Origin of the sequence: Streptomyces laurentii (assembly GCF_040635425.1) — a bacterium.
Lineage (GTDB): Bacteria > Actinomycetota > Actinomycetes > Streptomycetales > Streptomycetaceae > Streptomyces > Streptomyces laurentii.
In genome coordinates, this window is the sequence record NZ_JBEYHT010000003.1 from 203,612 (window position 1) to 226,782 (window position 23,171).

Below are 23,171 nucleotides of genomic sequence, written 5' to 3' on the forward strand. Positions count from 1 at the left end.
CCATCCTCTGTCGGATGAGTCCACCTTGGCCGCGCACGCCGTCAGGCTGTTACTCGGATTTCCGAGGGTGCGGTGCACCGCACGGTCCACTCGTGGGAGAGGGGACGGATCGGCTCGGCGAAGTTGAGCCGGGTGCCCTGGGCCAGACAGCCCAGGAGCCGTTTGCGCCCGGCCTCGGCGTAGTAGTTCAGGGCAGGCACGGGCGTGCCCTCCTCCGGGCCGAAGCCGTTGTTGAACACCGACAGGACCGGATTGGCCTTCAGCCAGGGACAGCGCCAGGCCTCCGTCTTCCTCCAGTCCGCGGAGCTGCCCTGCCAGAGGCAGATGTCCCCCTTGCCGTCAGGGCGGCTGAAGAAGCACACCGCTCCGGGAGCGCAGCGCTCGTAGCCCGGGTCGGTGCCGCCCCGGCCCCAGACGAACAGTCCGGCGACGAGACCGAGGGCCGTGCCGGAGGCCAGCAGGCCCGTGCTCAGGAGAAGATGCCGCACCGGCCAGGGCCGCTGCCGGGGTGTCTCGCCCGCCGCGGCCCGCCGTACGCGTTCCAGGAGCAGCGTGGCGTCGTGCGGGACCCGGGTCTCGTGCGTACGGCTCAGGCAGTCCGCGACGATCGCGTGCCACGGTTTCGGAAGCGTGGGGGAGAGCCGCAGGTCGTCCGTGCCGCGGGCGTAGCGGACGGCGGCGTCGCGGCGGGCGGCCGGGGTGCCGCCGGGGAAGGGGTGGACGCCGGTGAGGGCCAGGTGGGCGAGGACGCCGAAGGCCCAGATGTCGCTGCTCGGCCGGACCTGGGTGCCGCGCGCGCCCATCTCCGGCCAGAGCAGTTCGGGCGGGGTGTAGTCCGGGGTCCCGATGCCCGGACCGTACGCGTGGGTGCCCTCCAGCTCGCCGGCGGTGCTGAAGTCGCCGAGCCGGACGGTGCCGTCCGGCATGAGCAGGACGTTGCCGGGCTTGAGGTCGCCGTGTACCCAGCCGGCGCCGTGGAGCTGGTGGAGGCCCTCGCATATCTCGGTGAGAAGGCCGGGGGCGGTGTCGATCCCGGACTCGGTGCCGGACGCGCCGAGCAGCGACTGGAGGGAGCGGTCCGCCCGTTCCAGGACGAGGACGGTGGCGCCGTCGAGTTCGGGGTCCGCCGGGTCGTCGACCGTGAGGGTCTCGTACAGGCGGATGAGCCGCGGCGCCCGTAAGCGGCTCAGCAGCTCCACTTCGCGTTCGACGAGGTCCTTGAGGTGGCGCAGGCCGCGCGGGGTGCAGGTGCCGGTCGGCAGGAACTTCAGCGCGACCTCGTCCCCGGGCCCTTCGACCGAGGGCCCCGGTTCCGGCTCCTCGGGTTCCTCCCGGTCCTCCCGGTCCTCCCGCTCCTCCCGCTCCTCCCGGTCCTCCAGTTCCTCCAGTTCCTCCAGCTCCGTCGGGTCCTCGGCCCGCCGTGCCGCGTACACGCTGGCGAACGCGCCCGCCCCGAGCGGGCCTTCCACCACCCATCTGCCGACCCGGTAGCCGGGCTCCACTCTCAGCGGGAAGCCCGCGGTCACCGGGCCACCACCAGCGCCTCCAGGTCCTCCTCGCGCACCAGGTCGAAGCGGAGCGCCAGGGACACCAGCGTCTCCTTCTTGCCGTTGAGACGCGGCCCCGCGTCGGCGCTGTCCGGGGCCGGCTTGAGGCGCAGTTTCACGGCGAGGTAGTCGATGTTCCACTGCACAGCCGCCCGGTTCGCACCCGGCCAGACCGGCCGCAGCCGCTCGGCCACCGCGTCCACCGTCGGCAGCGGCGCGTGCGGAGTGCCGCGCAGCCGCGGCTCGCACAGCGCGGCGAGCACCAGGAAGTAGCGCTTGTCACGGTCGAGCGGGAAGGCGAGCGCGGTCGGTTCGCCGCTCCCGTCGTCGGGGACGCCGCTCACGTAGTCGTGGCGCGGTGCCCAGACCGCGAAGTCGATCAGTTCCCCGGCGGCGGGCAGCACGATCCGCGAGAACTCGAACGGCACCGGCGCGCCCACCCGCCCCGGCGCCACCTTGATGTGCTCTCCGGCACCCTCGGGGTTCTCGACGACGTAGGTGGAGGCCGGGCTGAAGTTGCTGAGCGCCCAGTGGGTGCCGGCCGCCACGATCTCGCCCGCCGAGCGGGACACCCCGAGGTGCGGGATGCGCAGATGACGGGCCGGCTGTCCCGGCCCGCCGTCCGGCCGCGGCGCGCACCGGCCGAAGTGCAGGCGGTCGCCGGGCGCCAGCCGGATCTGGTCCGATGGGCCCGCGGCGCCCGCGGGCACCACGACGATGCTGTACGCGGTGCCGGATCCGGTACCGGATCCGCAGCCCGGACCGGTGCCGGGAGCGGTTCCTGTGGTGGGACGTACGGTGTGTTCGAAGGCGCTGAACATGGCGCTTCCTTCCCCGAGGTCTGCCCTGGGAAAAGGCTAGCGAGCGGCGCTGAACGAACCCATAACGCCGACGATTCCGCCGGTCGGGGGACCTCTGTTCTAATGAGTTGCTCTTTTCGTCGGCGGCTGGTTCCTGGGGGCGCGGTGTTGGATGTGCAGAACGGTTCCGAGGCGGAGCCCGCGGCGCCCGAGGCCGAAGGGGACAGCGGACCGCCGCCCGCGGCACTCGCGCCCGCGCCGTACCGTCCGTACGCGCTGATCGCGACCGTCCTCGGCGGGCTGTACTTCCTCTACTCCTGGGTGCAGTACGCGCGGTTCCGCACGCCCTCCTGGGACCTCGGGATCTTCGAACAGTCCGTCCGGGCCTATGCCGAACTGCGCGCCCCGATCGTCGACATCAAGGGCCCCGGCTTTCTCATACTCGGGGACCACTTCAGCCCGGTGACCGCGCTCCTGGCGCCGCTGTACTGGCTGTGGTCCTCCCCGCTCGTCCTCCTCCTCGCGCAGGCCGCGCTGTTCGCCGCCTCCGCCGCGATCGTCGGCCGTACCGCCCAGCAGGTGCTCGGCAGCCGGGCCGCCGGGATCGCGCTCACCGTCGCGTACGGGCTGTCCTGGGGGCTCCAGGAGGCAGTCAAGTCCGACTTCCACGAGATCGCGTTCGCCGTCCCGCTGCTCGCCCTGACCTGCCGGGCCCTGCTGCTCGGCCGCTGGAACGCCGCCGTCCTGTGGGCCGCGCCGCTCGTCCTCGTCAAGGAGGACATGGGCCTGACCGTGGCCATGGTCGGCGCGGTCCTCTTCCTCAAGGGGCAGAAGCGCCTCGGCGCGATGCTCGCCGCGTTCGGCGTCACCTTCTTCGCGCTCACCGTGCTCGTCCTCATCCCGGCGGCGAGCCAGGCCGGCCAGTACGACTACTGGTCCAAGATCGACAAGACCGGCGAGGGCGCGGACCTGTCGCCGCTCGACTCGCTCCTCGGCGCGTTCGGCCAGGGCGAGAAGTGGGAGATGCTCCTCTTCCTCGCCGGCATCACCGGCTTCCTGTGCCTGCGTTCCCCGCTGGCGCTGCTCGTGCTGCCGACGCTCGGCTGGCGCTTCCTCTCCCAGGACCCCAACCACTGGGGCATGCTCTGGCACTACAGCGCCCTCCTCATGCCGGTGGTCTTCCTCGCCCTGGTCGACGCGGTCCGCGCGGTGCGTACGTCGCCGCGCCCGTGGCTCGTGGCGTACGGGAGGGTCGCGGTCCCCGTGGTCACGGCGGTCGCGCTGGTGCACACCCTCGACATGCCACTGCGCGAGCTGCTGCGCGCCGACACGTACCGGACGGACGCCCGCACCCTGGACGCGCGGCGCGCGGTCGCGGCGGTGCCGGCGGGGACGAGCGTGGAGACGAACGTGACGCTCATGGCCCATCTCACCGGCGACCACACCGTCTACTGGGTGGGCGGCGCGCCGAGCGTCAGTCCCGACTATCTCGCCCTGGACCTGGCCTCCGGCTGGTCCCAGCCGGTGACCGACCCGGTGGGGCTCGCCGGGCAGCTGCATCCGGGGACGCGGTACGCGGTGTCGGCGCAGGCGGGGCAGTTCGTGGTGCTGAAGCGGCAGTGACGCGCGCCCGCGGACCTTCCCGCGGAGAACGACCGAGGGCCGCCCGGCGTCGTGCCGGGCGGCCCTCGGGGCGTGAGCGGAGTGGAACGTTACTTCTTGATGACGACCGTGCCGGCGGCGCGGTCGTGCCAGCCCTGGGTCTTGCCGGTGCTGTCGAAGAACGGCGACAGGTAGACGAGCAGCGCGCCGATACCGCAGACGAGCGAGCCGACCATGGGGATGATCCAGCGGATGAAGCCGCCGCCGAGACCCGGCTTGCCGCCGGTGTTCTCCTTGACGACCTTCAGGCCGAGCGCCATCTTGCCGAGCGTGGCGCCGACGAAGGCGATCATCAGCCACTCGTAGAGCATGGTGGCGATGAAGAGCAGGAAGATCACGCCGAAGAAGGCGGCGAAGACTCCGCCCAGCGCGGCGGCCTGGTCGTCGACGCAGGACTGGTACGCGGCGGTGCCGTAGGTCTCGCTCGTGCAGTCGTCGATGGTCGTGCCGGCGCCGACCACACCGGCCAGGCCGATGGCCGCCAGGATGTAGTAGACGACGGTGATGGCGACGCCGTCGATCAGGCGCGCGCCGAGGCGACGGCCCATCGAGGCGACCTGGACGGTGCCGAGACCGTGCAGGGATATGTAGCCGTTGTTGGCCTGAACCGTGCCCGGCGCCTGCGGGTACGCGCCCGGCTGGCCGGGCTGCTGCGGGTAGCCGTAACCCGGCTGCTGGCCGGGCTGCTGCGGGTAGCCGTAACCGGGCTGCTGGCCGGGCTGCTGACCGCCCTGCGGCTGCTGGCCGTAGGGGTTGTTCGGGTCGCCGAAGCTCATCGAGTTTTTCCTCCGTTATGTACTGCGGGGACGACGCGGTCCGAGCGGAGGAATATGCGCCAAGTGTTTCGCAACAAATGAGCGGTTTTGCCCCCCGGCACTGCCCGCGGCACTGCGCGGATCATCGTCCTCACGCTGGCGACTTTTTGTCCAGTCGATACGCGTCAGTACCGTGCGAAGTTGTGTAAGTGCAACCTAAGGGTCGGATTCGCGAACCGGAATTGGAATCCGGTGGGGGTCATCCGGGAGGATGGCCGCATGAGCGCCCAGATTCTCGACGGCAAGGCCACCGCGGCCGCGATCAAGTCCGATCTGACCGCCCGCGTGGCGGTCCTCAAGGAGCGGGGTGTGACCCCCGGCCTCGGCACGATCCTGGTCGGCGACGACCCGGGCAGCCGCAAGTACGTGGCCGGAAAGCATCGTGACTGCGCCGAGGTCGGCATCGCCTCCATCCAGCGGGAGCTGCCGGAGACGGCGACGCAGGAGGAGATCGAGGCGGTCGTCCGGGAACTCAACGCGGACCCGTCCTGCACCGGCTACATCGTGCAGCTGCCGCTGCCCAAGGGAATCGACGAGAACCGCGTCCTGGAGCTCATGGACCCGGACAAGGACGCCGACGGCCTGCACCCGACCAACCTCGGCCGGCTCGTCCTCGGCGAGCCCGCCCCGCTGCCCTGCACCCCGAACGGCATCATCACGCTGCTGCGCCGGCACGGTGTGGAGATCGCGGGCGCGGAGGTCGTGGTCGTCGGCCGCGGTGTCACCATCGGGCGCCCGATGCCGCTGCTGCTGACCCGCCGTTCCGAGAACGCCACCGTGACCCAGTGCCACACAGGCACCCGCGACCTGTCGGCGCACCTGCGGCGCGCGGACATCATCGTGGCGGCGGCCGGCGTGCCGCACCTGATCAAGCCGGAGGACGTGAAGCCGGGCGCGGCCGTGCTCGACGTCGGCGTCTCGCGCAACGGCGAGGGCAAGATCGTCGGCGATGTGCACCCGGGCGTCGCCGAGGTCGCCGGCTGGCTCTCCCCGAACCCGGGCGGTGTCGGGCCGATGACCCGCGCCCAGCTCCTGGTCAACGTCGTCGAGGCCGCGGAGCGCGCGGCCGGGATCCGTTGACCGTGTCCGCCGCCGCCGATGGCCGGGCCGCCGTGCCCGGGCAGCCCGGGCAGCCCGAGAAGCCCGAGTCCGTCGAACAGCAGCCCGAGTCCGCCGGACGGCCCGAGCCGTCCGAGCCGTCCGAGTCGCCCGAGCCGTCCGACGCGCAGCGGGCCGGCCTCGACGCGCCGTCCGTTCCGGCTGACAAGGGCGGTACGGACGTGAGCGGTACGGACGCGAGCGGTACGGAGGAGGCGCACGAGGAGGGCGACGCGGACGGCGCGCCGCGCCGCCACCCGCGCGCGACGCTCACCACCGGGACCGTACGTCCGGAGGGCGGCGGCCGCGCGGCCCCCGGCGACGCGCCCGCGCCCGCCCGTCAGTGGCCGCTGCTCACCGTGCTGGGGCTGGCCGGGCTCGGCCTGCTCGTCGTCGGCACCGACCTGTTCCCGCAGGCGTTCCGGATCGGCGGGCTGCTCATCGGGGCCGCGCTGCTGACCGGCGCGGTGCTGCGGCGGAGCCTGCCGTCGGTCGGGATGCTGGCGGTGCGCTCGCGGTTCACCGACATGATCACGTACGGCGTGATGGGCGGCCTGATCGTGTTCCTGTCGCTGATGGTGCAGCCGGAACCCTGGCTGCGGATCCCGTTCCTGGAGGACGTCCTCCATCTGACGGTGACCTGACCGCTGACCCCGCTGACCCCGCGGACATGTGAAGACACGCAGGCGGCGCCCGTCCTCTCCCCCGTGGGAGGGCGGGCGCCGCCGTGATCAAGAGTCATGTACGTGCCAACGGGGTTCAAGGTGTGACGGAGCGTTGTGGCACGGAGGTGACGGAAGTGACCATTCCGCTACCTTGCGTGAGGGGGAGGGTGGGGGTGAGGACGCGGCGTGCGGGCGGATCCGGGTGCGCCCGCGCGCACCCGGGTGCATCCGAGGCGGCAGTGAGCCGTCACACAAGGGGTTGGGGGTGCGGATGGTTCCGGGTCCGATAGCCTGATCGCCGGATATCTCTTCACGTCGAGACATCGATCGATCAGGAGGAGACATCCAGCATCAGGGGCAGGGAAACCCCACCGCCAGCTGTCTTACGGAGATCGCCATGACCCGCACTCCCGTGAATGTCACCGTGACCGGCGCGGCCGGCCAGATCGGCTACGCGCTGCTGTTCCGCATCGCCTCCGGCCACCTGCTCGGCGCGGACGTGCCGGTCAAGCTGCGCCTCCTCGAGATCCCGCAGGGCGTCAAGGCCGCCGAGGGCACCGCCATGGAGCTCGACGACTGCGCCTTCCCGCTGCTCAAGGGCATCGACATCTTCGACGACCCGAACAAGGGCTTCGAGGGTGCCAACGTCGCGCTGCTCGTCGGCGCCCGCCCGCGTACCAAGGGCATGGAGCGCGGTGACCTGCTCGCCGCCAACGGCGGCATCTTCAAGCCGCAGGGCAAGGCCATCAACGACAACGCCGCGGACGACATCAAGGTCCTCGTCGTCGGCAACCCGGCCAACACCAACGCCCTCATCGCCCAGGCCGCCGCCCCGGACGTCCCGGCCGAGCGCTTCACCGCGATGACCCGCCTGGACCACAACCGCGCGCTGACGCAGCTGGCCCAGAAGACCGGCTCCTCCGTCGAGGACATCAAGCGCCTCACCATCTGGGGCAACCACTCCGCGACGCAGTACCCGGACATCTTCCACGCGGAGATCGCCGGCAAGAACGCCGCCGACGTCGTGAACGACGAGGCGTGGCTGGCCGACACCTTCATCCCGACCGTCGCCAAGCGCGGCGCCGCGATCATCGAGGCCCGTGGCGCGTCCTCCGCCGCCTCCGCCGCCAACGCCGCCATCGACCACGTCCACACGTGGGTCAACGGCACCGCCGCGGGCGACTGGACCTCCATGGGTATCCCGTCGGACGGCTCCTACGGCGTCCCCGAGGGCCTCATCTCCTCCTTCCCGGTCGTCTGCAAGGACGGTCGGTACGAGATCGTCCAGGGCCTGGACATCAACGAGTTCTCCCGCACCCGCATCGACGCCTCCGTCAAGGAGCTGTCGGAGGAGCGCGACGCGGTCCGTGAGCTCGGCCTCATCTGAGACCGGCTCCCGGTCTGACGGAGCCCCGGCTCGGACCGAGTCCCGGCTCTCCGCGACACCCGTACACGCACGACGCCCCCGGCCACTGGGCCGGGGGCGTCGTGCGTTCTATGCTGTCCCCCCGCATGGCCGACGGCGCGTCAATTCCGCGCCACACATGGGTAGTTCACTTGTTCGGGGGAACAATGACGCAGTCACCCTTGCCTCAGCAGCCAGGCCCGCCACCGGAGCCCTCGCCCGGCCCACCGCCGCCCGCGCCCGACCCACCCGCGGCAGACTTGCCCGCGCCCGACCCGTCCACACCGGACCCGTCCTCATCGGGCCCGCCGGCGCTCGGGTCGCCCTCGCCCGGCTCGCCTCCGCTCGGTTCGCCTCCGCCCGGCCCGCTCGCGGCCAAGCCGCCCCCTGTCCGCCCGCCCGGCGACCTCCGGCGCGCGGACCCCGCCGCCAGCGAGGCCACCCGGCTGCTGTGCGCCGGCGCGTACCTCGACGAAGCCTTCCGCGACGCCGTCATCGACGAGCTGTACGTCCACGAGGAGCGCGTCGTCGCGCCCTCCCTCGGCATCGACGCCGCCCGCGTCCTCGCCCACGCCCTGCGCGCCCGCCGTATCGAACTCGGCGGATCCGCCGCCATCCTCGGCCTGTGGATCGTCGCCTACGCCCTCACCGGCGGCCTGGTCCTGATCCTGATCGTGCCCGTGCTGCTGCTCGCCCTCGCGCGCAAGATCCACGGCAAGGACCTCCCGGCGCCCCTCCTCCGTACCGTCCCCGCCTTCCTGCTCCGGCTGTACGCGCTCCTCCTCTACGTCCTCGCCGTGGTCACGTACGTGGACCTCCTCTTCAGCGACGAGTCGGACACGATCGGCTTCTTCGCGACCGTGCTCAGGGCTCTTCTGGTGCCCCTGGCCGCGCTCCAGGAACTGATCCCCGGGATCGCGCTCGTCCCGACCGTCGGCGCGCTGTGGGGCATCGGTACGTTGCAGGCCCTGGTCGCGTTCGCCGTCCTGCCGCTGGTGGCCGGGGTCGCGGCGGTGCAGCGCGGCTGGTTCGCCCGCGCGCTCACCGGGGAGCTGTCCCGGGCCCGGTTCGCCGATCCGCGCGGCGACCCGGCCGAGCAGGCGCTCGGCCTGCGATTCCGCCGGCTGCGGGAGCAGGTCAGGATGGAGCAGACGTCGCGGCTCGTGATGTACCGCTCCGAAAATCCGTTCTGCGGCGCCGGGAAGCCCTACGAGACCTGGTCGCTCTCGGTCGAGCTGCGCCCGCGCGAGGACCTCGACGGCCCGCCCGAACCCCTCGACAACAGCGCCATCCTGCGCCACATCGTGCCGCTCCTGGAGGCGCTGCGCGAGCCGCCGTCGCAGCACGACCGCGTCGTCCGCGACCGGCTGCGCGAGCTGGAGCTCGACGAGGTGGTCTTCCTGCCCATCGACGGGCTGCCGAGCCGCGACGAAGCCCCGTACACCGACGAGGACTTCGAGCGGCACCGCGCCGGCGCGATCGAGGAGGGCGGCGAGACCCGCCGGCACTTCCTGCGGATCAGGGTCGGCGGCTGGGGCGAGGAGATCGTCACCACCGTCTTCGTCCGCGTCCACACCCAGGGCGGCATGCTGATGCTGGAGGTGGCGCCGCACGTGCTGCGCCCGGTCGCGTCGCTCTACCGGAACGCCGACCGGATCGCCCACCGCTACCGGCACAACCACCAGGGCGGCAAGGCCGTCTGGGCCCTCGGCCAGACCTCGCACTTCACCGGACAGGCCCTCGTGACCCTCTGGCGGGCGCTGAAGAACCTGGGCGCGCTCAGTACGGGCGGATACGGGCGGGCCCTGCCCGAGGGGCCGCTCCGGTCCGTCCGGGAACTGGCCGCCGAACCGGCCGCCTCCCTGTTCCAGGAGATGGACGTCAGCCGCTACTTGAAGAGCATCCAGGACCGGGTGGCGAACGGGGTGACCGTGGCACTCCGCCAAGCCGGGTACGAGACCGCCGAGTTCGAGCAGAAGATCGTGCAGGTCGGCGAGGGTGGGATGTTCATCGAGGGGACACAGGGGAACGTCACCGTCGGCGACCACAACAAGGTCAGCAGCAAGTCCGTCACCATCACGAAGACGAAGAAGGGCTCCGGAGGCAAGCGTGGCTGAGCGCGACAACCCCGCGGCGGGCGGCATCCGCATCGGTGACACCGGCGGCAACGTCACCATCGGCGACCACAATCACGTCGAGTTCACCGTACGAGGAGCCGGGGCCGGGGGCGAACAGGACCCGCGGCAGGCGGAACTGCTCGCCGCCATCCGGGAGCTGCGCGCCGACCTGGGCCGGCTCGCCGACCCCGCGCAGGCCGCCGGACTCGACGGCGAGCTCGCCGGAGCAGAGAGCGAGATCGAGGAGTCGGGCGCCGCGGGACAGGGCCGGCTGGCCCGGCTGCGCCAGGCGCTCGCCGACGCCGGGGCGCTGACCGGCCTGTTCGCCTCGGCGGCGGCCGTGGGGCAGGCCGTCACCGTGCTGCTCGGAGGCTGAGATGGCCAGGAACGGCGGCGGGGCGTGGTGGAACGACGAGTCGCAGAGCTGGGTGTCGGGCCCGGCCCCGGCCGGCCCGCCGCCGGTGCCGGAACCGGCCCCCGGACTCGTACCCCGCCCCGCTCCGGGTACGGGACAGGGCACCGGGCCAGTGGTTCCGCTTCCGCCGCTGCCACCCCTTCCGCCGGAGCCGCCGTCGTACGTCCCGGCGTCCCCCGGGTCCCCGGAGCCGCCGACGCCCGGCCCCTCCCGTCACGTGCTCGTCGCGGCCGTCGCCGCCGCGGTGCTGGTGGCCGGTGGGATCGGCGGCTGGCTGCTGTGGGGCCGGGACGGGGGAGACAGCGGTCGTGCGGGCCACGGCGCGTCGGCCGCGCCTGGCGCGAGCGCGCCGGGGTCCGACTCCGCTTCCGCGTCCCCGTCCGATTCCGGTTCCCCCTCGCCGTCCGATTCCGCTTCCGCGGACGCGACGCCGCCGATCGGCTACCGGATCGTCGAGGACGAGGACGGCTTCACCGTCGCCGTCCCCGAGGGCTGGAGCCGCACCACCGCCGGAGGCAGCGTCTTCTTCAACGCCCCCGACGACTCCTCCCTGATGCAGGTCTTCGAGATCGGCGAGCCGGGCCTGACCCCGTACGAGGCGCTGAAGACGGTCTCGCGGGACGTCGCCAAGAATCCCGACTTCGAGCAGATCAGCCTTGAGGAGACCGGGGCGGACGAGGCCGAGCTGGTGTACGCGTACCACCGCTCCGAGGGCCGCCGCCAGGTCGTCGCCCGGGCCTTCGTCGGCGACGACGCGGTGCGCCGCATCGTGCTCGTCGGCGGGCCGGACACCGACTGGCCCAAGCAGCGGGAGATCCTCGACACGGCCCTGAGGTACTTCAAGCCCACCACCTCGTGACCCCGGGCCGTCCTCTCGCGCCTACGCGGCCGTCCCCGCGTCGGCGGCCAGCCCGCGGGCCAGCTCGCCGAGACCCGCCAGGGAGCGGTGGAGCAGCCCCGGGCCGAAGGTGATCCGGGTCGCCCCGAGGCGTCCCAGCTCGGCGAACGACGGATCGCCGGGCAGGGGGAGGAAGTTGAGCGGTCCCTCGACGCCCGCCTCGCGCAGCCGGGGCAGAGCGGCGGCCGGCGCCTTGATCGGGTAGACGCAGTCCGCGCCCGCCGCCGCGTACAGCCGGGCGCGCTCGGCGGCTTCGGCGACCCTGCCGCTGCCGCTGCCGCTGCCGCTGCCGTGGAGGTACGTGTCCACGCGCGCGTTGATCACGAGCGCCGGGCCGGCCTCCTCCCGTACCTCCGCGAGCCAGTCGGCCTGCTCGCGCGGATCGCGCAGGACCCGCCCCGGGGCGGTGTCCTCCAGGTTCACGCCGACCGCGCCGGCCTCCAGGACCCGCGCGACCAACTCCTTGGCGGACAGGCCGTATCCGGCCTCGACGTCGGCCGTGACCGGTACGGACACGGCGCGGGCGATCCGCGCCACGGCCGCGAACATCTCGTCCGGCGGAGTCTGCCCGTCCGCGTAGCCCAGCACCGCCGCGATGCCCGCGCTCGGCGTCGCCAGGGCCGGGAACCCGGCCTCCTCGAACGCGCGCGCCGAGAACGCGTCCCACGGCCCCGGCAGGACCAGCGGGCGGTCGGCGGGCCGGTCGTGGTGCAGGGCCCGGAGCGTGGCGGCCGCCGTCCCCGCCGTCGCGGCCGCCGTCGACGTGGCCGTCGCGGCCGTCGGGTCCGTGCTCACCGCTGGGCCGCGCGGGGCTTGTGGTGGCCCGGCACCATACGGGTCGTCACGGCGATCCGGTTCCAGGCGTTGATGGTCGTGATCGCGCCGATGACATGCGCCAGTTCGGTCTCGTCGAAGTGGCGGGCGGCCTCCGCGTACACCTCGTCGGGCACGAACCCGTCGGTGAGGACGGTGACGGCCTCGGTCAGCGCGAGGGCGGCCAGTTCGCGCTCGGTGTAGAAGTGCCGCGCCTCCTGCCAGGCGGACAGCTGGATGATCCGCTGCGTGGTCTCGCCCGCCGCCAGTGCCTCCTTGCTGTGCATGTCCACGCAGAACGCGCAGTGGTTGATCTGCGAGGCGCGGATCTTGATCAGCTCGTAGAGGGTGGGGTCGAGGTGCTTCGCGTTGGCGCGCTCCAGGCCCACCATGGCCTGGTAGAAGTCGGGGTGCAGCTGGACGAACGCCAGCCGGGCCTTGTGCTCGGGCGCGTACGCGGGCTGCTCGGTCCCCTGGGTGTCCCCGGCGTCGGCGGGGAGCGCGGTGTTCGGTGCGGTGGTCGTCATGCCGACCACCGTAGGACGCGGAAGGACCCCCGGTATGGTCCATTCTCATGGCAAACGAGTGGGCCACTTTCGGCTCCGATCTTCATCTGGACCTCACCGGCCGCGGCCGCCGCAAGGCCCTCATGGACGCCCTGCGGGAGGCCGTGCGCAGCGGACGTCTGACGGCCGGGACCCGGCTGCCGTCCTCCCGCTCCCTCGCCGCCGACCTCGGCATGGCCCGCAACACCGTCGCCGACGCGTACGCCGAACTGACCGCCGAGGGCTGGCTCACCGCCCGGCAGGGCTCCGGCACCCGGGTGGCCCCGCGGTCCGACCCGCGCGCGGAGCCGCGCCGCCGGGCCGCCGTCCCGCCCCGCCCGCTGCCGCCCGCCGGGGCGACGCCCGGTGTGCACGCCTACGATCTGCCGCCCGGCCTCCGGATGGCCGGCGTGCCCGCCTACGACCTGCTGGCCGGCCGCCCGGACGTCGCGTCCTTCCCGCGCGGCGACTGGCTCAAGGCCGCCCGCAAGGCGCTGACGGCGGCGCCCAACGACGCCTTCGGGTACGGCGATCCGCGCGGCCGGATCGAACTGCGCACCGCGCTCGCCGAGTACCTGGCCCGCGCCCGGGGCGTGCACGCGCGCCCGGACCGGATCGTCGTCTGCTCGGGCTTCGTGCACGGACTCCAGCTGATGGGGCGGGTGTTGCACGAGCGCGGGGTACGGGCGGTGGGCGTCGACTCCTTCGGCCTCCGCGTCCACCGGGACCTGCTCGTCCGGCAGGGGTTGCGCGTCCCGGCCGTCGGCCTCGACGAACAGGGCACCCGGACCGAGGAGTTGAGGGGCATGGGCGGGATCGGCGCGGTCCTGATGACCCCGGCGCACCAGTTCCCGCTCGGCGGCGCGCTCACCCCGGCCCGGCGGGCGGCGGCCGTCGACTGGGCGCGGTCGGCGGGCGGGCTGATCCTGGAGGACGACTACGACGGGGAGTTCCGGTACGACCGCCAACCCGTGGGCGCCCTGCAGGGACTCGACCCCGAGCGGGTCGTCTACTTCGGCACCGCCAGCAAGTCCCTCGCGCCGGGCCTGCGGCTCGCCTGGATGGTGCTGCCGGAGCACCTCGCCGACGAAGTGGCGGCGGCCAAAGGGGACATCGACTGGGTGTCCGGCTCCACCGAGCAGCTCACCTTCGCGGAGTTCCTCGCCTCGGGCGCGTACGACCGCCATGTCCGGGCCATGCGGCTGCGCTACCGCCGCCGCCGCGACCAGCTGGTGGCCGCGGTCGCCGCGCACGCGCCCGGCATCCGGGTGCGCGGCATCGCGGCCGGACTGCACGCCGTCCTCGAACTCCCGCCGGGCACCGAGCAGTCCACGCTCCGCACCGCCGCCGCCCACGGCGTCGCCCTGCTCGGCGTCGCCCGCTTCCGGCACCCGGACGCGCCGCCGGTGGCCGACGGCGTGGTCGTCGGCTACGGCACCCCGCCGGACAGCGCCTGGTCGGGGGCGCTGGAGGCGCTCATGCGGGTGCTGCCCTGAGGGGCAACACCCTCTGTCTTCATCAGTGTTCAGGAATCCGGGCGCAGCCGCGCGGCCAGATGGGCCAGGATCTCGTCCCGCGCCCGCACCGTCGGATGCCCCGCCTCGTCGACGAGGTGCGCGGTGACGACGCTGTGCGGGGTGCCGACCAGCTCGGCGAAGAACGGCGGCGGGGCCGGGTTCGCCGCGCCGTCCGGCAGCACCCGCCCGTCGAACGCGTCGCCGAGCAGCGCCCGGTAGGCCGCGAACCGCTGCCCCGTGCACCAGCGGTCGCCCTCGAAGCGGTACGCGAGGACCGTGAGCCCGCTCCGCTCGGCCCGCTCGCGCAGCGCCCGCGCGTCGTCCTCGCCGAGTTCCAGGCCGCCGGGGTCGTCGAGCGGCAGCGACGGATGGTTGACGACGGGTGCGACGACCGCCGGGTCGACGGCCATGGTGAGCGCGAAGTTGCCGGTGAAGCACAGCCCGATCGCGCCGACCCCCGGCCCGCCGCACTCGGCGTGCGCCCGCCGGGCCAGCCCGCGCAGCCAGGACGCGACGGGGCTGGTCCCGCCGCCCCCGAAGGCGCGGAACTCGGCGCTGACGCAGGCCCGGCGCATGACCTTCCGGCCGCCCTCGACGGTGGGCCACGCGCCGTCCGTCCCGAAGAGGGAGGGCACGTACACGGTGAAGCCCGCGTCCCGCACCCACCGCGCGAGCCGCAGCACGTCCGGGCTGATGCCGGGCATCTCCGGCATCAGCACGACGCCCGGCCCGGCCCCGGCCACGTACACCGTCTTCACCACCCCGTCGACGTCGACGCGACGGCGGCCGAAGTCGTCGATCGGGTCGTTCTTCGCGTCGGCCTCGGCCGTCGCGTCGGCCTCGTTCTTCGCGTCGGCCTCGTTCTTCGCGTCGGCCTCGTCCGTCGCGTCGGCCTCGTCCTTCGGATCAGCGTTCATGGGGCCAGCGTGGACCGGCCGGCCGGGGCCGGGGGAGAGGCCGGACCGCCAGGTGTACGGGTAATCTCGCCACGCTGTCGGGGGAGGGAGCGGGCCGTGGGGAAGCCGGAGTCGGAGCACACAGGGGGCGCGGACGCGCTGCGCGTCGCCGTCCTCGCCTACCCGGGCTGTTTCGCCTCCGAGGTCTTCGGCGTACCCGACCTGCTGACCATGGCCGCGCACGTCGCGGGGCCCGGCGCCCCCGGCTACCGGGTCTCGGTCGTCTCGCCGCGCCGCCGCGTCCTCGCCTCGGGCGGTACGGCCCTGGACGTGACCCCGCCGCGCCGCGACGTCGACGTCCTCGTCGTCCCCGGTTTCGCGCTCCTTCCCGGCGCCGACCTGGACGCGCGGCTCGCGCCGCTCGCCCCCGAGATCGACGCCGTCCGTACGTACGCCGCCGAGGGCACCGCCGTCGTCTCCCTCTGCGTCGGCGCCTTCCTGCTCGCCGAAGCCGGCCTGCTGCGCGGCCGGCGCGCCACCACGGCCTGGCTGTTCGCCGCCGACCTGGCCCGCCGCTGCCCGGAGGCCGACGTCCGCGCCGAGGACCTGGTCGTCACCGACACCGGGGTGACGACGACCGCCGCCTTCAGCGCCATGTACGATTTCGCGCTCGACCTGATCCGGCGGCACAGCGGCGCCCGGGTGGCGCGGACGACGGCACGGATCGCGCTCGTCGACGACGCGCGCGACGCGCAGACCCCGTACGTCGACCCGGAGTTGCTGCCCCGGCCCGGCAGCGCGTTCGCGCAGCGGGTCATGCGCCGGCTCGACCAGGACCTCGCCGCCCGGTACGACCTGACGGCGCTGGCCGCCGCCTTCGGGGTGAGCGCCCGGACGCTGCTGCGGCGCTTCGCGGACGAGACGGGGCACAGCCCGCTCGCCCATCTCCAGGCCGCCCGCGTCCGCCGTGCCCGGCACCTCCTGGAGACCACCGACCGGACCGTCGCCGCCGTCGCCGCGGCGGTCGGCTACCGCGACCCCGGCACCTTCGCCGCCCTCTTCGCCCGGCACACCGGCCGCCGCCCCGCCGCGTACCGCGCGGCCTTCCGCCGTACGGACTGACACGCCCTCCCGAGGCCCAGACCGGCGTACACCGTACGAAAGGGCAGCCCGTGCCGTACGAAAGGCGGCCCCGCGAACGGACCGGACGCCCCGGGCATGGGCGGCGGGCTGTGGCGGGCCTACACTGTGCGATCGCAACCACGCGACGGGAACGGGGAAGGGGACGCGTCATCATGCGCAGACTCAGGTCGAGCACGGTGGTACTCGGCGGGGTGGGCCTCCTCGCGGCGACGCTCACGGCGTGCGGTTCGGAGCCCGACGAACGGTGCATCGACCCCGTCACGTACAAGGAGCTCCCCGACTACAAGTGCCATGACGGCAACGGCAGCAGCTCCAGCGGCAGTTCCAGCACCGGCCGTTACTACTACGGCGGCTCGGTCCGCAGCGGCAAGGTCAGCGGCGGCAGCTTCGACAAGTCGGCGGTCTCCAGCGGCGGCTTCGGCGGCCACTCCTCCTCCGGCGGCTGATCCCGCATGCGGCGCCACACCATCGAGCCCCGCCCCGACTGGCAGCGGACGGTCGAGGAGCAGGGCCTGATCTACCCCCTGACCCGGTACCCCGACAACTCGCTGCGCCCCTACTGGGACGAGAGCGCGTACTACTCCTTCAGCCTGCCCGAGGTGGAGGCGCTGGAGGAGGTCGTCGAGGAACTGCACGCCATGTGCCTGGGGGCGGCGGCGCACATCGTCGAGAAGGATCGTTTCGCCGAGCTCGGCATCACCGATCCCCGGATCGTCGCCCGGGTCGCCGAGTCCTGGCACCGCCGGGCCGAACTCCCGTCCCTCTACGGCCGGTTCGATCTGCACTACGACGGCACGGGCCCGGCCAAGATGCTGGAGTACAACGCCGACACCCCCACCTCCCTGGTGGAGGCCGCGAGCCCGCAGTGGTTCTGGATGGAGGAACGGTTCCCCGGTGCCGACCAGTGGAACTCCCTCCACGAACGGCTCGTCGACGCCTGGCGCCGGCAGGCCCATCTGCTGCCGCCCGGCAGCCCGGTGCACTTCGCCCACTCCGACGCCGACGAGCTCGGCGAGGACCTGATGACCGTCGCGTACCTGCGCGAGACCGCCCAGCAGGCCGGCCTCGACACCGAGGCGCTGTCGGTCGAACGGATCGGCTGGGACCGGATCACCGGACGGTTCGTCGACGACCGGCTCCGCTTCCTCCGCGCCTGCTTCAAGCTCTACCCGTGGGAGTGGCTGACCACGGACACCTTCGGGCCGCACGTCCTCGACACCCTCGACAACGGCGGCGGCACCGGCAGCACCCTCTGGATCGAACCGGCCTGGAAGATGCTGCTCTCCAACAAGGCGCTCCTGGCGATCCTCTGGGAACTCCACCCCGGCCACCCGAACTTGCTCCCCGCCTACCTCGACGGGCCGCGCGAACTCGCCACCACCACCGGATGGGCGGCGAAGCCGCTGCTCGGCCGCGAGGGCGAGGGCGTCACCCTGCACGAGCCGGGCAGCGTGTCCACGCCCGCCGTACGGGACGAACGCCTCTGCTACCAGGAGCTGGCCCCGCTGCCCGACTTCGACGGCAACCGGGTCGTGCTCGGCGCGTGGACCGTCGGCGACGAGGCGGCGGGACTCGGCATCCGGGAGTCGTCGGGCCCGGTCACGGACGGGTACGCCCGCTTCATCCCGCACGTCATCCTCTGAGCGGACCTCTGACCGGCCTGTCCTGACCTGTCCTGACCTGTCCTGACCTGGTCTGGTCTGGCCTGGCCTGGCCGGACAGGCCGGCCCGGGCCGAGGCCCGGACCCGCCCGTCAGCGGTGTGCCGCCGGCCCGTCAGCCTTCCGACAGCACCGCCCGCAGCTGCTCCAGCCCCCAGTCCAGGTCCTCCTTGGTGATCACCAGCGGCGGCGCGATCCGGATCGTCGACCCGTGCGTGTCCTTCACCAGGACGCGCCGCGCCATCAGCCGCTCCGAGATCTCCCGGCCCGTGCCGTGCGACGGCACGATGTCCACGCCGGCCCACAGCCCGCGCCCGCGTACCGTCTCCACGGCCCCGCCGCCCACGAGCATCCCCAGCTCCGCGTGCAGATGCTCGCCCAGCTCCGTCGCCCGCTGCTGGTACTCGCCCGTCCGCAGCATCGCGATCACCTCCAGGGCCACCGCGCACGCCAGCGGATTGCCGCCGAACGTCGACCCGTGCTCACCCGGCCGGAACACCCCGAGCACGTCCCGGTCCGCGACCACCGCCGACACCGGCACCACGCCGCCGCCCAGCGCCTTGCCCAGGATGTACACGTCCGGCACCACGCCCTCGTGCTCGCACGCGAACGTCCGCCCCGTACGGCCCAGACCCGACTGGATCTCGTCGGCCATGAACAGCACGTTCCGCCGGGCCGTCAGCTCCCGCACCCCGCGCAGATACCCGTCCGGCGGCACGAGCACCCCGGCCTCGCCCTGGATCGGCTCGATCAGCACCGCCACCGTGTTCTCGGTGACCGCCGCCTCCATGGCGGTCAGGTCCCCGTACGGCACGATCTCGAAGCCCGGCGTGTACGGGCCGTAGTGGTCGCGCGCCTCGTGGTCCGTGGAGAAGCTGACGATCGTCGTCGTCCGGCCGTGGAAGTTGTTCGCCGCCACCACGATCTTCGCGTGCCCGTCCGGCACGCCCTTCACCTCGTACCCCCACTTGCGGGCGGTCTTCACGGCGGTCTCCACCGCCTCCGCGCCCGTGTTCATCGGCAGCACCATGTCCTTGCCGCACAGCTCCGCGAGCTGCCCGCAGAACTCCGCGAACCGGTCGTGCTGGAACGCGCGCGACGTCAGCGTCACCCGCTCCAGCTGCGCCTTCGCCGCGTCCAGCAGCCGGCGGTTGCCGTGCCCGAAGTTGAGCGCCGAATACCCGGCGAGCATGTCCAGGTACCGGCGTCCCTCGACATCGGTCATCCAGGCCCCCTCGGCGGAGGCGACGACCACGGGCAGGGGGTGGTAGTTGTGCGCGCTGTGCGCGTCCGCGGCAGCGAGCTCGTCTTGCGTCCTCGACACGGGATCTCCGATCGTCCTGCGGCCAGGGGCGGGTGTGGCACCCCGTTCTTATCGTCGCTCGGATGCGGGACGAAGAAACCTGCGCGCCGCGTCGCGCCCGATACCCTGGACGCACGCACGGCGACTGGCGTACGGGGAACCGACCCCGGGGGAGCCGCGCGGGGCAGACACACGGGATGCCGCCCGCCTGGGCATCACGGGACACCGACCGGTCCCGTGCCCTCGCCGCTCGCCGGCACCAGGCCGCACCCGGGACCGCAGCCCGCCTCCCACAGGAGCGAACCGCCATGAGCAACGCCGCCACCCACCATCCCGCACTCGCCGCCGCGGACCCGGAGATCGCCGCCCTCGTCGGCGCCGAGGAACGCCTCCAGGCCGAGACCCTGCGTCTCATCCCCAGCGAGAACTACGTCTCCGCCGCCGTCCTCGAAGCCTCTGGCACGGTCCTGCAGAACAAGTACAGCGAGGGCTACCCCGGCCGCCGCTACTACGAGGGCCAGCAGAACATCGACCAGGTCGAGACCCTCGCCGTCGAACGCGCCAAGACCCTCTTCGGCGCCGACCACGCCAACGTCCAGCCCTACTCCGGCTCCCCGGCCAACCTCGCCGTCTACCTCGCCTTCGCGAAGCCCGGCGACACCGTCATGGGCATGGCGCTGCCCATGGGCGGCCACCTCACCCACGGCTGGGGCGTGTCCGCGACCGGTACGTGGTTCCGGGGCGTCCAGTACGGCGTACGGCAGGACACCGGGCTCGTCGACTTCGACGAGGTCCGCGACCTCGCCCTCGCCGAACGCCCCAAGCTCATCTTCTGCGGCGGCACCGCGCTGCCCCGCACCATCGACTTCGCCGCGTACGCCGGGATCGCCCGCGAGGCCGGCGCCGTCCTCGTCGCCGACATCGCCCACATCGCGGGCCTCATCGCGGGCGGCGCGCACCCGTCGCCGGTGCCGCACGCCGACGTCATCTCCACCACCACCCACAAGACCCTGCGCGGCCCGCGCGGCGCGATGCTCATGAGCCGGGCCGAGCACGCCAAGGCCATCGACAAGGCGGTCTTCCCCGGCCTCCAGGGCGGCCCCCACAACCAGACCACCGCCGCCATCGCCGTCGCCCTCCACGAGGCCTCCGGCCCGGCCTTCCGCGACTACGCCCACGCCGTCGTCGCCAACGCCCGCGCCCTCGCCGACGCGCTCCTCGCGCGCGGCTTCGACCTGGTCTCCGGCGGCACCGACAACCACCTGATCCTCATGGACCTCACGGCCAAGGAGGTCCCCGGGAAGATCGCGGCCAAGGCCCTGGACCGGGCGGGCATCGTCGTCAACTACAACACCGTCCCGTACGACCCCCGCAGGCCCTTCGACCCCTCCGGCATCCGTATCGGCACCCCCTCCCTCACCTCCCGCGGCCTCGACGACACGCATATGCCGCTCGTCGCCGACTGGATCACCCGGGGTGTCGCGGCGGCGGGCCGGGGCGACGAGGACGCGCTGAAGGTCATCCGGTCGGAGGTCGCCGAACTGATGGCGGCCTTCCCGGCCCCGGGCCTGCCGCTGTAAGGCCTGCCGCCGCGGAGGAAGGGGTGGGGGCGGGCCACGGCCGGCCCCCACCGCCCGCCCGGTGGCCCCGTCCCCTCCGTCGTTTCCTCCGCCGCGGGGCTTCCGGGCGACCGGGGACCGGCTTCGCTCCCCCGTCCGGAATCGGGGTCCATACCTGAGACAATGAGTGGCATGGCCTCTGAACGTCTCCGTGTGCTCTCCGGAATCCAGCCCACCGCAGGCTCGTTCCACCTCGGCAACTACCTCGGTGCGGTGCGTCAGTGGGTCGCGCTGCAGGAGTCCCACGACGCCTTCTACATGGTGGTGGACCTGCACGCGATCACGGTCCCGCAGGACCCCGCCGAGCTGCGCGCCAACACCCGGCTCGCCACCGCCCAGCTGCTGGCCGCCGGTGTCGACCCCGACCGCAGCGCGCTCTTCGTCCAGAGCCACGTGGCCGAGCACGCCCAGCTGGCGTGGGTCATGAACTGCCTCACCGGTTTCGGCGAGGCCTCCCGCATGACCCAGTTCAAGGACAAGTCCGCCCGCCAGGGCGCCGACCGCACCACCGTCGGCCTCTTCACGTACCCGGTCCTCCAGGTCGCGGACATCCTGCTCTACCAGGCGCACCAGGTCCCGGTCGGCGAGGACCAGCGCCAGCACATCGAGCTGACGCGCGACATCGGCGAGCGCTTCAACACGCGCTTCGGCGACACCTTCACGATCCCTGAGCCGTACATCCTCAAGGAGACCGCGAAGATCTACGACCTGCAGGACCCGACGATCAAGATGAGCAAGTCGGCCTCCAGCCCCAAGGGCCTGATCAACCTGCTCGACGACCCGAAGGCCACCGCGAAGAAGGTCAAGAGCGCGGTCACCGACACCGACACCGTGATCCGGTACGACCCGGTGGAGAAGGCCGGCGTCTCGAACCTCCTCACCATCATGTCCGTGCTCACCGAGACGCCGATCGCGGATCTGGAGAAGAGCTACGAGGGCAAGATGTACGGCGCCCTGAAGACCGACCTGGCCGAGGTCATGGTGGACTTCGTCACGCCGTTCCGGACCCGCACCCAGGAGTACCTGGACGACCCGGAGACCCTGGACAAGATCCTCGCCAAGGGCGCGGAGAAGGCCCGGGTCGTCGCCGCCGAGACGCTGGCGCAGACGTACGAGCGGATCGGCTTCCTTTCCGCCCGCCACTGAGCGGACCGGCGGCCGAGCAGCCGCGGACCGGCGGCCCGGAGGCCAAGGGCCCTGGCCAGGAGGGCGGTGCAGGACGCACACTGGCGACTGCACCGTCCGACAGCACCCGACCATCGACGGACGACGACGTACGACTGAGGAGAACGACGTGGGGACCGTAACGCTCGGCGTTTCGATCGCGGTCCCGGAGCCTCACGGCAGCCTGCTCCAGGAGCGGCGCGCGGGCTTCGGCGATCCCGCCGCGTACAGCATTCCCACGCACGTCACCCTGCTCCCGCCGACCGAGGTGGAGGCCGGCCGGCTGCCCGCCGTCGAGGCGCACCTGGCCGCGATCGCCGCGCTCAGCGACCCGTTCGCGATGCGCCTGGAGGGCACCGGCACGTTCCGGCCCGTGTCCCCGGTCGTCTACGTGAAGCTCGCCGAGGGCACCGACGGCTGCGACCGGCTCCAGCAGCGCATCCGGGACGAGGCCGGGCCCGTGCCGCGCGAGCTGCAGTTCCCGTACCACCCGCACGTCACCGTCGCCCACGGCATCGCCGAAGAGGCCATGGATCAGGCATTCGCGGAGCTGGCCGGCTTCGAGGCGGCGTGGACCTGCTGTTCCTTCGCGCTGTACGAGCAGGGCGCGGACGAGGTGTGGCGCAAGCTCTGCGAGTACGAGTTCGGCAGCGGGCGGGCGATCACCGCCGTCCCGGCGCAGGGCGGCAGCCCGGTCGACGAGCCGAGCACCACGCGCTGACCTCCCGGCGGGGCATATGCCTCCCCGCTGCCGCCTCGCCCGCTCCCTTCCCGCCGGTCACATCGGCAGGCGGCGGAACAGTGGGCGTGGCATATGCCGTACCGCCGTCATCACCACGCGCAGCGCGCCCGGCACCCACACCGTCTCCGAGCGGCGCCGCAGCCCCAGCTCGATCGCCGTCGCGACCGCCTCCGGCGTGGTCGCGAGCGCCGCTTCCACCGGCCCCTCGGACGCCGATCCCTCCGACACCGGCCCCTCGGACGCCGGCCCCTCCGCCCCCGAAGCTTTCGCCCGACGATAGGATTCGCCGAGCAATCCATCAGCAATCGGAGGACCGCCGCGCCGTGCGTACGAAGGTGCCGGTCCAC

General features: G+C 72.9%; 21 protein-coding genes, 1 pseudogene and 1 riboswitch. Of the genes and pseudogenes, 14 read left to right on the plus strand and 8 right to left on the minus strand.

Annotated features, from left to right (window positions below; translation table 11 throughout):
* Positions 1-41: 41 nt before the first annotated feature.
* Entirely contained in the window at positions 42-1,526 is a 1,485-nt protein-coding gene (locus tag ABZ693_RS03535; protein ID WP_359872859.1) for a protein kinase domain-containing protein, read from the minus strand.
* Entirely contained in the window at positions 1,523-2,368 is an 846-nt protein-coding gene (locus ABZ693_RS03540) for an FHA domain-containing protein (RefSeq protein ID WP_359872861.1), read from the minus strand. Before ABZ693_RS03540 ends, ABZ693_RS03535 begins: the two co-directional genes overlap by 4 nt.
* Positions 2,369-2,470: 102 nt before the next feature.
* Between ABZ693_RS03540 and ABZ693_RS03545 the strand changes: the two genes are divergently transcribed.
* Positions 2,471-3,970 carry a DUF2079 domain-containing protein gene (locus ABZ693_RS03545; RefSeq protein WP_435842330.1) on the plus strand — a complete coding sequence of 500 codons (1,500 nt, stop codon included), beginning with the start codon at positions 2,471-2,473 and terminating at the stop codon, positions 3,968-3,970.
* Between the two features lie 89 nt (positions 3,971-4,059).
* On the opposite strand, the gene ABZ693_RS03550 is transcribed toward ABZ693_RS03545, so the two are convergent.
* The gene (locus tag ABZ693_RS03550; RefSeq protein ID WP_359872865.1) at positions 4,060-4,785 is read right to left on the minus strand and encodes an RDD family protein; all 726 of its coding nucleotides are present in this window, start codon (positions 4,783-4,785) and stop codon (positions 4,060-4,062) included.
* A gap of 258 nt (positions 4,786-5,043) precedes the next feature.
* Here ABZ693_RS03550 and ABZ693_RS03555 point away from each other — a divergent pair, with 258 nt between their 5' ends.
* The 6 genes from ABZ693_RS03555 to ABZ693_RS03580 all read left to right on the plus strand — a co-directional run bounded on the left by ABZ693_RS03555 (position 5,044) and on the right by ABZ693_RS03580 (position 11,383).
* A complete protein-coding gene (locus ABZ693_RS03555; RefSeq protein WP_359872867.1) occupies positions 5,044-5,904 on the plus strand; it encodes a bifunctional methylenetetrahydrofolate dehydrogenase/methenyltetrahydrofolate cyclohydrolase in 861 nt (286 codons plus the stop codon).
* A 2-nt stretch (positions 5,905-5,906) separates the two neighbouring features.
* Positions 5,907-6,566, plus strand: coding sequence for a DUF3017 domain-containing protein (locus ABZ693_RS03560; RefSeq protein WP_359872869.1), 660 nt, complete (start codon positions 5,907-5,909; stop codon positions 6,564-6,566).
* 418 nt (positions 6,567-6,984) lie between these two features.
* Positions 6,985-7,974 carry a malate dehydrogenase gene (locus tag ABZ693_RS03565; RefSeq protein ID WP_359872871.1) on the plus strand — a complete coding sequence of 330 codons (990 nt, stop codon included), beginning with the start codon at positions 6,985-6,987 and terminating at the stop codon, positions 7,972-7,974.
* A gap of 278 nt (positions 7,975-8,252) precedes the next feature.
* Positions 8,253-10,109: an AbeC-like domain-containing protein gene (locus tag ABZ693_RS03570; protein ID WP_359872873.1), complete on the plus strand. Its 1,857-nt coding sequence runs from the start codon at positions 8,253-8,255 to the stop codon at positions 10,107-10,109.
* Complete coding sequence (locus ABZ693_RS03575) at positions 10,102-10,485, plus strand: hypothetical protein (RefSeq protein ID WP_359872875.1); 384 nt, start codon at positions 10,102-10,104, stop codon at positions 10,483-10,485. The genes ABZ693_RS03570 and ABZ693_RS03575 overlap by 8 nt, the downstream gene beginning before the upstream one ends.
* A 1-nt stretch (position 10,486) precedes the next feature.
* On the plus strand, positions 10,487-11,383 hold the full coding sequence (locus ABZ693_RS03580) for a serine/threonine kinase C-terminal domain-containing protein (RefSeq protein ID WP_359872877.1): 897 nt from the start codon (positions 10,487-10,489) through the stop codon (positions 11,381-11,383).
* Positions 11,384-11,404: 21 nt separating this feature from the next.
* On the opposite strand, the gene ABZ693_RS03585 is transcribed toward ABZ693_RS03580, so the two are convergent.
* The gene (locus ABZ693_RS03585) at positions 11,405-12,217 is read right to left on the minus strand and encodes an isocitrate lyase/PEP mutase family protein (RefSeq protein ID WP_435842332.1); all 813 of its coding nucleotides are present in this window, start codon (positions 12,215-12,217) and stop codon (positions 11,405-11,407) included.
* The gene (locus ABZ693_RS03590; RefSeq protein WP_359872878.1) at positions 12,214-12,762 is read right to left on the minus strand and encodes a carboxymuconolactone decarboxylase family protein; all 549 of its coding nucleotides are present in this window, start codon (positions 12,760-12,762) and stop codon (positions 12,214-12,216) included. Before ABZ693_RS03590 ends, ABZ693_RS03585 begins: the two co-directional genes overlap by 4 nt.
* A 47-nt stretch (positions 12,763-12,809) precedes the next feature.
* Between ABZ693_RS03590 and pdxR the strand changes: the two genes are divergently transcribed.
* Complete coding sequence (gene pdxR, locus ABZ693_RS03595) at positions 12,810-14,276, plus strand: MocR-like pyridoxine biosynthesis transcription factor PdxR (RefSeq protein ID WP_359872880.1); 1,467 nt, start codon at positions 12,810-12,812, stop codon at positions 14,274-14,276.
* Between the two features lie 29 nt (positions 14,277-14,305).
* Here pdxR and ABZ693_RS03600 read toward each other — a convergent pair whose 3' ends face one another.
* Positions 14,306-15,214, minus strand: a complete 909-nt coding sequence (locus tag ABZ693_RS03600; protein WP_359872883.1) for a dienelactone hydrolase family protein — start codon at positions 15,212-15,214, stop codon at positions 14,306-14,308.
* A gap of 96 nt (positions 15,215-15,310) precedes the next feature.
* Between ABZ693_RS03600 and ABZ693_RS03605 the strand changes: the two genes are divergently transcribed.
* From ABZ693_RS03605 to ABZ693_RS03615, 3 genes are all read left to right on the plus strand, one after another.
* Positions 15,311-16,315: a GlxA family transcriptional regulator gene (locus ABZ693_RS03605; RefSeq protein ID WP_359872885.1), complete on the plus strand. Its 1,005-nt coding sequence runs from the start codon at positions 15,311-15,313 to the stop codon at positions 16,313-16,315.
* 173 nt (positions 16,316-16,488) lie between these two features.
* The gene (locus ABZ693_RS03610; protein ID WP_359872887.1) at positions 16,489-16,782 is read left to right on the plus strand and encodes a hypothetical protein; all 294 of its coding nucleotides are present in this window, start codon (positions 16,489-16,491) and stop codon (positions 16,780-16,782) included.
* 6 nt (positions 16,783-16,788) lie between these two features.
* Complete coding sequence (locus ABZ693_RS03615; protein ID WP_359872889.1) at positions 16,789-17,979, plus strand: glutathionylspermidine synthase family protein; 1,191 nt, start codon at positions 16,789-16,791, stop codon at positions 17,977-17,979.
* Between the two features lie 132 nt (positions 17,980-18,111).
* Here the strand turns inward: ABZ693_RS03615 and rocD are convergent, their stop codons facing one another.
* On the minus strand, positions 18,112-19,320 hold the full coding sequence (rocD, locus tag ABZ693_RS03620) for an ornithine--oxo-acid transaminase (protein WP_359872891.1): 1,209 nt from the start codon (positions 19,318-19,320) through the stop codon (positions 18,112-18,114).
* Positions 19,321-19,430: 110 nt separating this feature from the next.
* Positions 19,431-19,520, plus strand: a riboswitch (ZMP/ZTP riboswitch).
* A gap of 87 nt (positions 19,521-19,607) precedes the next feature.
* On the opposite strand from rocD, the gene glyA reads away from it, so the two are divergent.
* From glyA to ABZ693_RS03635, 3 genes are all read left to right on the plus strand, one after another.
* Positions 19,608-20,879, plus strand: a complete 1,272-nt coding sequence (glyA, locus tag ABZ693_RS03625) for a serine hydroxymethyltransferase (protein ID WP_359872893.1) — start codon at positions 19,608-19,610, stop codon at positions 20,877-20,879.
* Positions 20,880-21,050: 171 nt separating this feature from the next.
* Positions 21,051-22,064: a tryptophan--tRNA ligase gene (trpS, locus tag ABZ693_RS03630; RefSeq protein WP_359872895.1), complete on the plus strand. Its 1,014-nt coding sequence runs from the start codon at positions 21,051-21,053 to the stop codon at positions 22,062-22,064.
* Between the two features lie 148 nt (positions 22,065-22,212).
* Positions 22,213-22,803 (plus strand): 2'-5' RNA ligase family protein, encoded by a 591-nt coding sequence (locus ABZ693_RS03635; protein WP_359872897.1) that lies wholly within the window; start codon positions 22,213-22,215, stop codon positions 22,801-22,803.
* A 57-nt stretch (positions 22,804-22,860) separates the two neighbouring features.
* Here the strand turns inward: ABZ693_RS03635 and ABZ693_RS03640 are convergent.
* A pseudogene (locus tag ABZ693_RS03640) lies at positions 22,861-23,171 on the minus strand (hypothetical protein); the annotation flags it as partial.